At 63.1% G+C, this 8,243-nt stretch carries 6 protein-coding genes and 1 pseudogene; 5 read left to right on the top strand and 2 right to left on the bottom strand.

All coding sequences use genetic code 11. The features are described 5' to 3' along the window. The 3 genes from WBP53_RS04825 to WBP53_RS04815 all read left to right on the top strand — a co-directional run. The coding region (locus WBP53_RS04825) for an efflux RND transporter permease subunit (protein WP_423926488.1) at nucleotides 1-2,374 on the top strand (2,374 nt) is incomplete at its 5' end. Then, on the top strand, nucleotides 2,367-2,834 hold the full coding sequence (locus WBP53_RS04820) for an OsmC family protein (RefSeq protein ID WP_423926486.1): 468 nt from the start codon (nucleotides 2,367-2,369) through the stop codon (nucleotides 2,832-2,834). The genes WBP53_RS04825 and WBP53_RS04820, both read left to right, overlap by 8 nt. 215 nt (nucleotides 2,835-3,049) lie before the next feature. Further along, nucleotides 3,050-3,337 (top strand): encapsulin-associated ferritin-like protein, encoded by a 288-nt coding sequence (locus WBP53_RS04815; protein ID WP_423926484.1) that lies wholly within the window; start codon nucleotides 3,050-3,052, stop codon nucleotides 3,335-3,337. A gap of 80 nt (nucleotides 3,338-3,417) precedes the next feature. On the opposite strand, the gene WBP53_RS04810 is transcribed toward WBP53_RS04815, so the two are convergent. Both WBP53_RS04810 and WBP53_RS04805 read right to left on the bottom strand, forming a co-directional pair. After that, nucleotides 3,418-4,827: an MBL fold metallo-hydrolase RNA specificity domain-containing protein gene (locus WBP53_RS04810; protein ID WP_423926482.1), complete on the bottom strand. Its 1,410-nt coding sequence runs from the start codon at nucleotides 4,825-4,827 to the stop codon at nucleotides 3,418-3,420. Next, nucleotides 4,824-7,373, bottom strand: a complete 2,550-nt coding sequence (locus WBP53_RS04805) for a cation-translocating P-type ATPase (RefSeq protein ID WP_423926480.1) — start codon at nucleotides 7,371-7,373, stop codon at nucleotides 4,824-4,826. Before WBP53_RS04805 ends, WBP53_RS04810 begins: the two co-directional genes overlap by 4 nt. Before the next feature lie 204 nt (nucleotides 7,374-7,577). Here WBP53_RS04805 and WBP53_RS04800 point away from each other — a divergent pair, with 204 nt between their 5' ends. Then, nucleotides 7,578-8,054, top strand: a complete 477-nt coding sequence (locus tag WBP53_RS04800; protein ID WP_423926478.1) for a DnrO protein — start codon at nucleotides 7,578-7,580, stop codon at nucleotides 8,052-8,054. Nucleotides 8,055-8,058: 4 nt separating this feature from the next. After that, nucleotides 8,059-8,243: pseudogene (locus WBP53_RS04795) on the top strand (hypothetical protein); the annotation flags it as partial.

The raw sequence follows: 8,243 nt of genomic DNA, 5'->3' as shown, positions 1-8,243 counted from the left end.
GCCCGGTCCGGCCAGTGGCCACGCGCCAGCGGTAACCCTTGCGATTGCCAAGAAGCCGGGCAGCAATGCGGCCGACATCACCACCGCCGTCAGTGCGCGCCTGCAGGCATTGAGTGGCGAGGTGATTCCGTCAGACGTGCATTTCTCGGTCACTCGCGACTACGGCCAGACCGCCAGCGACAAGGCCAACAAGCTGATCCAGAAGCTCATGTTCGCCACGCTTTCGGTAATCCTGCTGGTGTTGTTCACGCTCGGCTGGCGCGAAGCGATCGTGGTCGGCACCGCCGTCATCATCACCTTGATGCTGACCCTGTTCGCATCGTGGGCGATGGGCTTCACGATCAATCGCGTGTCCCTGTTCGCGCTGATCTTCTCGATCGGCATCCTCGTCGACGATGCCATCGTGGTCGTCGAAAACATCCATCGCCACCAGCGCCTCGGCGGCACCCGCCTGTGCGAGATCATCCCTGCAGCGGTGAGCGAAGTCGGCGGCCCGACCATTCTCGCCACCTTCACGGTAATCGCCGCGCTGTTGCCGATGGCCTTCGTCTCGGGCCTGATGGGTCCGTACATGCGCCCGATACCGATCAATGCCTCGGTCGGCATGCTGTTGTCGCTGGCCGTCGCCCTGGTGGTGACGCCGTGGCTGGCGCTGCGCCTGCTCGCGCATCATCAGCCAGAGCCGGAAAACGCCGCAGCGGAGGAAAGTCAACGAGAGGGTTGGCTCAATCGCGCATCGCACAAGATCATGTCGCCGTTCCTCGAGTCCGACCGTGCGCCACGGCGACGGCGCCTGCTGTTCGCTTCGATGGGCATTCTGGTGATGCTGGCGGTCGGACTGGTCGTGATCCAGGCCGTCGTCCTCAAGATGCTGCCGTTCGACAACAAATCCGAATTCCAGATCGTCGTCGACATGCCCGAAGGCAGCACGGTCGAACGCACCAACGAGCTGCTGGGCAGACTCGCCGGCAGCCTGTCCGACGTGGCCGAAGTGAAGGACTGGCAAGGCTACGCCGGTACCGCCGCACCGATCACATTCAACGGCCTCGTGCGCCAGTACTACCTGCGCAGCGGGCCACTGGTCGGCGACCTGCAGGTCAACCTGGTCGACAAGCACGAGCGCGATCGCCAGAGCCACGCGATTGCACTGGCCGTGCGTCCGCAACTGGCCGCGATCGGCAAGGAGTTCGGTGCTTCGGTCAAGCTGGTCGAAGTGCCACCCGGGCCGCCGGTGCTCGCGCCGATCGTCGCTGAAGTCTATGGCCCCGATTACGCCTCGGTGCGCAAGACTGCGCTGGCGCTTGAGAAGAAGTTTCGTGCCGAGCCCGACATTGTCGATATCGACACCAGCGTCGAAGCCGATGCGCCACGCGAGATCATCGTCGTCGATCGTGTTCGCGCCGCACGCCTGGGCCTCGACCAGGCCAGCATCGCGCAGGCCCTGCGAACGGCCTTGTCCGGTGACGACGCAACCTACCTGATGGACGGCCATGCGCGCTACGCGGTGCCGGTGCGATTGCGCCTGCCCGCAGGCGACCAGGCCGCGATCGAGCAGTTGCTGGCCCTGCGCGTGCGCGCAACCAACGGCAACCTGGTGCCGCTTTCGGAAGTGGTCGAAGTGCGCGAGGCAAACTGGGAAAAGCAGATCCTGCACAAGGACCTGCTGCCCTATGCCACTGTTACCGGCGACGATGCCGGCCACACCGACAGCCCGCTCTACGGCATGTTCTCGATGGTCAGCGACCTCGGCAAGGCCGACGACGGCAACACCGCGCTCGTGCAGACCTTCATCGATCAGCCCCAGGACATCACCACGCCCGCAGTGAAGTGGGATGGCGAATGGCAGATCACCTACGAGACATTCCGCGACATGGGCCTGGCCTATTCGGTCGGCCTGGTGCTGATCTACCTGCTTGTGGTCGGCCAGTTCAAAAGCTACGTGGTACCGCTGATCATCATGGCCCCGATTCCTCTTACCGTGATCGGCGTGATGCCGGGCCATGCCCTGATCGGCGCGCAGTACACGGCGACCTCGATGATCGGCATGATCGCGCTGGCCGGCATCATCGTGCGCAACTCGATCCTGCTGATCGATTTCATCAACCATGAAATTGCCCGCGGCCGACCGCTGCGCGATGCGGTGATCGACGCCGCAGCCGTGCGCGCCAAGCCGATCGTGCTGACCGGCGTGGCGGCCATGGTCGGCGGCTTCTTCATCATCGACGATCCGATCTTCCAGGGCCTCGCCGTATCGCTGATCTTCGGCATTCTTGTTTCAACCGCGCTGACCTTGCTGGTCATCCCGCTGCTGTACTACGGCTGGCTGTCGGGCAGCAACCGCGCAGCCAAACTCCAGGAGACAAGCCATGAGTGACACCGAGGAAATCCGCCTGACCCTGACCCAGGAGTCGGACTACGCGTTTCGCATCGCCTTCGATGAAACCTCGCTCGACGACTTGCATACCGACGAGCCAGCGCCGCCAGGCGCTGACAGCGGCCCGAACCCCTCGCGCCTGCTGGTCGCAGCCGTAGCCAACTGCCTCAGTGCCAGCCTGCTGTTCGCAATGCGCAAGTACAAGAATTCGCCAGCAGGCATCGTCACGCATGCCACGGCAAAGATTGGCCGCAACGAAGAGAACCGACTGCGCATCATGCACATCGATGTCACCATTAAACTGCCGGATTCGGCGACCGACTACGCACAGATCGACCGCCTGCTCGAACAGTTCGAGAATTTCTGCGTCGTCACCGAAAGCGTGCGTGCCGGCGTACCGGTCTCGGTCAGTGTCACCGACAGTGCGGGCCAGACGCTCAAGGCTGCGGAGCCGGCCTGAAAATCTGCGCTCGCGCGACTGCGCTGGTCAGCTTTCGGCCGCGATTGCGCAACGCCATCCTTCGTCGTACTCGATGATGAGAAGATGGCTCCTGCGTTGATGCGCATCTGCCCTATTCGCGGCAGCGTCATCGATCAGGAGTCCGCTGAAGATCGCTCATTCGACTGAGCATCACTTGCAGTACTTCGTTCCACAAACACACAGGAGAAACACCCATGTCCAGCGTCGGCTATCACGAACCTTTTGAAACCCTGTCGCAGGAAACCCGCGACATGCACCGCGCCATTGTTTCGTTGATGGAAGAGCTGGAGGCGGTGGACTGGTACAACCAGCGCTGCGATGCTTGCGGTGATGAAGCGCTGAAGAAGATCCTCGAGCACAACCGCGATGAAGAGAAGGAGCACGCATCGATGCTGCTCGAATGGATTCGCCGCCGCGATCCGACGTTCTCCAGGGAGATGAAGGATTACCTGTTCACCGAGAAATCACTCGCTCACGACTGAGGTCGAAGTGTTCGCGGCCTTTCAGTTCGACGCGGCACCTGACGCCGCTGGCGCCTTGAAGGCCGACCGCTGGACTCCGATCAATCGATCTTGATCGGCTCGCCCATGCCGGGTAGCTGGCAGTTGAATCCCCTGGACTCGAGGACTTCCTGCAGCTTGCGCATGCCGCGATCGTATTCGCCGTGGACGAGGAATACCCTGCTGCGTGGCGCATCACCCAGCCATTCGAGCAGGCCGGGCTGATCGGCATGTGCCGAGAAGCCGTTGATCGTCCAGGTCTGTGCGCGAACCGGGATGTCGCTGTTGAAGATGCGTACGGTTTTCGCACCATCGATGATGCGTCGCGCCAGCGTGCCTTCGGCCGCGTAGCCGACGAACACGACGCTGCTGCGCTCGCGCCAGAGGTTGTGCTTGAGATGGTGACGCACGCGTCCGCCATTGCACATGCCGGAACCGGCCAGGATCACCGCGCCGCTATCTATCGAGTTGATCGCCATGGACTCACTCGTTTCGCGGGTGAAGTGCAGGCCCGGCATGTCGAACGGATCGCCATGCTCAAGCTCCTCGATGAATTCCAGATCAAAACATTCCGGATGACGACGGAAGATTTCGGTGGCCGATATCGCCATCGGCGAATCCAGGAAGACATGCAGGTTTGGAGGCAGCAGATCGTTGCGGAATCCCTGATGCAGGTAGTAGAGGAGCTCCTGGGTGCGCTCAAGCGCGAAGGTAGGAATGATTACGTTGCCGCGCCGCGAGGTGGTTTCGCGAATGGCCTGGTAAAGCTCCTCGACGGAATCCGGCACCGAACGATGCGGGCGATCGCCATAGGTGCTTTCCATGACCACATAGTCGGCTGCCGGTGCCGGCATCGGATCGCGCACGATCGGCCGACCGCTACTGCCGAGATCACCGGAAAACAGCATGCGCCTCTGGATGTCCCCGTCATCCAGCTCAAGCAGGATCGACGCAGAGCCGAGGATATGGCCGGCATCGAGAAATCGTGCGCGAACGCCGTCGGTCACCTGGATGGTGTCGCCGTAGATGACATCCTTGGCGAAGAAATCGAGTGCGTGGAGCGCATCATCGATGGTGTAGAGAGGCCCCTCGGGTGCATCGGCATTGCCATTGCGATCATCACTGCGCCGCCGGCTCGCTGCGCGGCGCGCTTCCTGTTCCTGCAGGCTGGCCGAATCGAGCATGACGACACGGGCCAGCTCGCGGGTCGCGGCCGTGGTGAAGATGCGTCCGCGAAAGCCACGCTTGATGAGTAGCGGAATGCGCCCGCAGTGATCCAGGTGTGCATGGGTCAGCAGCAGCACGTCGATGGATGCCGGATCAAACTGGAACGGATCGGCATTCGCCTGTTCGGTTTCGCGGCTGCCCTGGAACATGCCGCAATCGATGAGGACGCGTCTATCGTTGCAGGTGACCAGATGACACGATCCGGTGACCTGTTTGGCGGCTCCGTGGCATGCGTAGATGATCATGGGTTCTCTCGTGCAGGGGCTGGTTGGCTGTGCCGACCGAAAGCGTGCAGTGCCAGGCGCAGCCCTTCCAGCCAGAAGAAGGTCAGCACCAACAGGATCGCCGTGCCGGTGAGGCTGGCCAGTGTGGGCAGTGCAAGACCCATCACCTCACGCAGGTACGGTACGCCGGTTGCCAGCGCAAGAACGAGCACGATGCCGATGAACATCAGCCGCAGCCAGCGGTTGCCCATTCCGCCATGCGCCATCAACGCATGTTCCGGATCGCGGTTGGCCAGGATCAGGGCGAACAAGCCGATGACGAGCGCGGCGAACACCGCCGTGCGGCTCTGCATCGCATCGATGCCGAGGCCGAGCATGACGCCGTAGCCGACCAGCAGGAGCACCGCCGCACCGATGCCCTGTACCACGGCAACCACGATATTGCCGGCGGCGAAGGGTGATGACTCTGCCGGGCGCGGTGGCCGTTGCATGATGTCGGCGGACTCGGGTTCGGCCTCGAACACGATCGAGCAGGCCGGATCGATCAACAGTTCCAGCAGGACGATGTGCACCGGCATCAGCAACACCGGCCAATGCAGCAAGGAAGGCAGCAGGGTCAGCACGATGATCGGCATGTGCACGGCGAACACGAAGCGGGTGGCCTTGGTGATGTTGTCGTAGATGCGCCGGCCCTGGCGGATTGCCGCGACGATGCTCGCGAAGCTGTCATCGAGCAGGACCAGCGCCGCCGACTCGCGCGCAACGTCGGTGCCGCGCTTGCCCATGGCGATGCCGACATCGGCTGCCTTGAGTGCAGGCGCATCATTGACGCCGTCGCCAGTCATGGCCACCACTTCGCCATCCTCGCGCAGCAGGCGAACGAGGCGCAGTTTCTGCACGGGCTTCAGGCGCGCGCAGACATCGACATGGCGCAGGCGTTCACTCAGCGCCTGATCCTCAAGCGTATCGATCTCGCTACCGGTGATGACATCGGGCCGCTCGCTGAGCCCGACCTCGCGGGCAATCGCCATGGCCGTGGCCGGGTGGTCGCCGGTGAGCATGATGATGCGGATGCCGGCGGCGCGGCATTCGGCGATGGCTGCCGGCACTTCGGGCCGCGGCGGATCGACGAAACCGAGCAGGCCGAGGAACTGGAAGCTGAAATCATGCTGGCTGCGCGGCGGTGTTTCACCTTGCCAGCGACCCCGCGCGACGCCGAGCACGCGCAAGCCGCGCGCCGCCATGGCTTCGGCCTGATCCAGTATCTCCTTCGCAGGCGCGGCATCCAGATGACACAGATCGACCACCGCCTCGGGCGCACCCTTGGTCGCCAGCATGTGTTGCGAGCGCGCACCCGAGGGGAACACGCGAGTCATCGCCAGGATGTCCGGCGAGAGACCGTATTCGAAATCGGGCGACCATTCCGCATGCACGTGTTCGGTGCCGGTCAGCCAGTGCAGGCCGAACTGCTGGATCGCCTTCTCCATCGGATCAAACGGATCCGACGGCGTCGCCAGCATGGCGAATTCGACCAGCTCGTGGAACGGCTCGGCGAGATCGACCGCTCCTTCGTGGACAAAGCGCGCGTCCGCCAGTTGCAGTTCAGCCACCTGCATGCGGTTCTCGGTCAGCGTGCCGGTCTTGTCCACCGCAAGTACCGAAATCGCGCCGAGTGCCTCGACGGCCGGCACGCGCCGGGTCAGCACCTTGCGTTGTGAAATTCGCCACGCGCCCAGGGCAAGGAACACGGTCAGGATGACCGGGATCTCTTCGGGCAGGATGGCCATGGTGAGGGCAATGCTGGCAAGCAGGCTTTCGAGCACGCCCTGCGCGTTCCACAACCAGTTGATCAGGAAATAGAGCGTGGCCAGGGCAAGGCCGCCGACAGTCAGATTGCGCACCAGGCGACGCGACGCGAGTTGCAAACCGGAGCGCGGTTCCTCGGTGGCCGCCAGCGCCTCGCCGATGCGCCCGACGGCTGTCGCACTCGCGGTCGCAATCACTTCGGCCAGACCGACACCGCGGGTGACCAGGGTGCTGGCAAACAGCGCACCGTGTTTTTCACCGGGCAGCTTGGACACCGGCACCGCTTCGCCGGTCAGCAGCGATTCGTTGGCATCGAGCTGACCATCAAGCAGCAAGGCATCGGCGGCGATGCGATCGCCCTCATGCAGCACCAGCAGATCACCGACAACCACTTCACGGCCGGGAATGCGCAACTCCTCGTCATCGCGCATGACCAGCGCACGCGGGGCTGACAGGTCGCGCAGCGATTCCAGCGCGCGTTGGGTCTTGCGTTCCTGGGCCAGGGTAATGCCGATCACCACGAACACGAAGGTCAGCAGGAAGATGGCCTCGGCGGTATCGCCCAGGGCCAGGTAAAGCCCGCCGGCAACCAGCAGCATCAGGAACATGGGTTCGACCAGCACACCGAGGACGATCGCCGCCAGCGACCTCGGTGTTGTCCCCGGCAGCATGTTCGGGCCATCGCGCAGCAGACGTGCCTGGGCCTCCGCAGCGCTGAGACCGTGCAGGTTGTCGGTACGGGGCGGGCGGGTCGGCGTCATTCGCCGAATACCGCGGCCGCACGCGATGTCATTGAAACAGGCAGCATTCGAGCTCTCCGCGCTCAGCGATGTCGGCGATGGAAACTGGCATTCCTAGCGTTGCACGGAAGGGGTCGGCAATGACTTGACCTGAGTCAGTGTATTGGCGGGCAGGTCGAGCTAGTCTGCCTGCATGACAAGCGTATTTGCTCTGAGGAGATCACGTTGAAAGCCATTCTTTTTGCACTGTTGATGGTACTTGCGGCGCCGGCGGCCCAGGCTCAACACGAGCACGAGCATGACGCTCATGCCGCGCCGGCTGCGCCAGCCACGAATCCTGCCCAGCGGTTTGCAACCGATGCCGCCCTGCGTGAAGGCATGGGACGCATCCACGAGGCGCTGAATGAGCTGCGCCACTACGAGATGGGTCACATGCCGGAATCCATCGCCGTGGAAAAGGTCGATGAGATCCAATCGTCGATCGACTACCTGTTCGAAAATTGCAAACTTCCGGCCGATGCTGATGCAGCCCTGCACGCCATCCTCGCACCCCTGCTCGGCGCCGTTCAGTCGTTCGAGGAGGATCCTAAGGACATGACCGCACTGGCCAGCATGCGCAAGGCGGTGGATGATTATCCGCATCGCTTCATCGATCCGGGTTGGCCGTTGCCGGCAGACGCCTCAGGGCACGCCGGACACTGACGCGATGGGCGAACCGGTTCCTGTATGGCAATGCATCGGCTGCGGTCGCATCGAGGCGCCCCGGACCTGCATCGGCGTGTGCCAGGATCGGAAAGTCTTCATGGTTTCGATGAGTGATCATCAGGAAGCCCTGGACCAGATCCAGCAATTGATCGTGCAGGCCGATGCCATGCAAGGCCTGCTCAATCG

Origin of the sequence: Dokdonella sp. (assembly GCF_049593775.1) — a bacterium.
GTDB lineage: Bacteria > Pseudomonadota > Gammaproteobacteria > Xanthomonadales > Rhodanobacteraceae > Dokdonella.
Note: the sequence above shows the minus strand (reverse complement) of the source record. Positions and strands in the feature narration are given on the sequence as shown.

Bases quoted from the DNA above. Each gene is read 5' to 3' on its own strand.
- WBP53_RS04820 (WP_423926486.1), top strand. From the start codon at position 2,367: ATGAGTGACACCGAGGAAATCCGCCTGACCCTGACCCAGGAGTCGGAC.
- WBP53_RS04815 (WP_423926484.1), top strand. From the start codon at position 3,050: ATGTCCAGCGTCGGCTATCACGAACCTTTTGAAACCCTGTCGCAGGAA.
- WBP53_RS04810 (WP_423926482.1), bottom strand. From the start codon at position 4,827: ATGATCATCTACGCATGCCACGGAGCCGCCAAACAGGTCACCGGATCG.
- WBP53_RS04805 (WP_423926480.1), bottom strand. From the start codon at position 7,373: ATGACGCCGACCCGCCCGCCCCGTACCGACAACCTGCACGGTCTCAGC.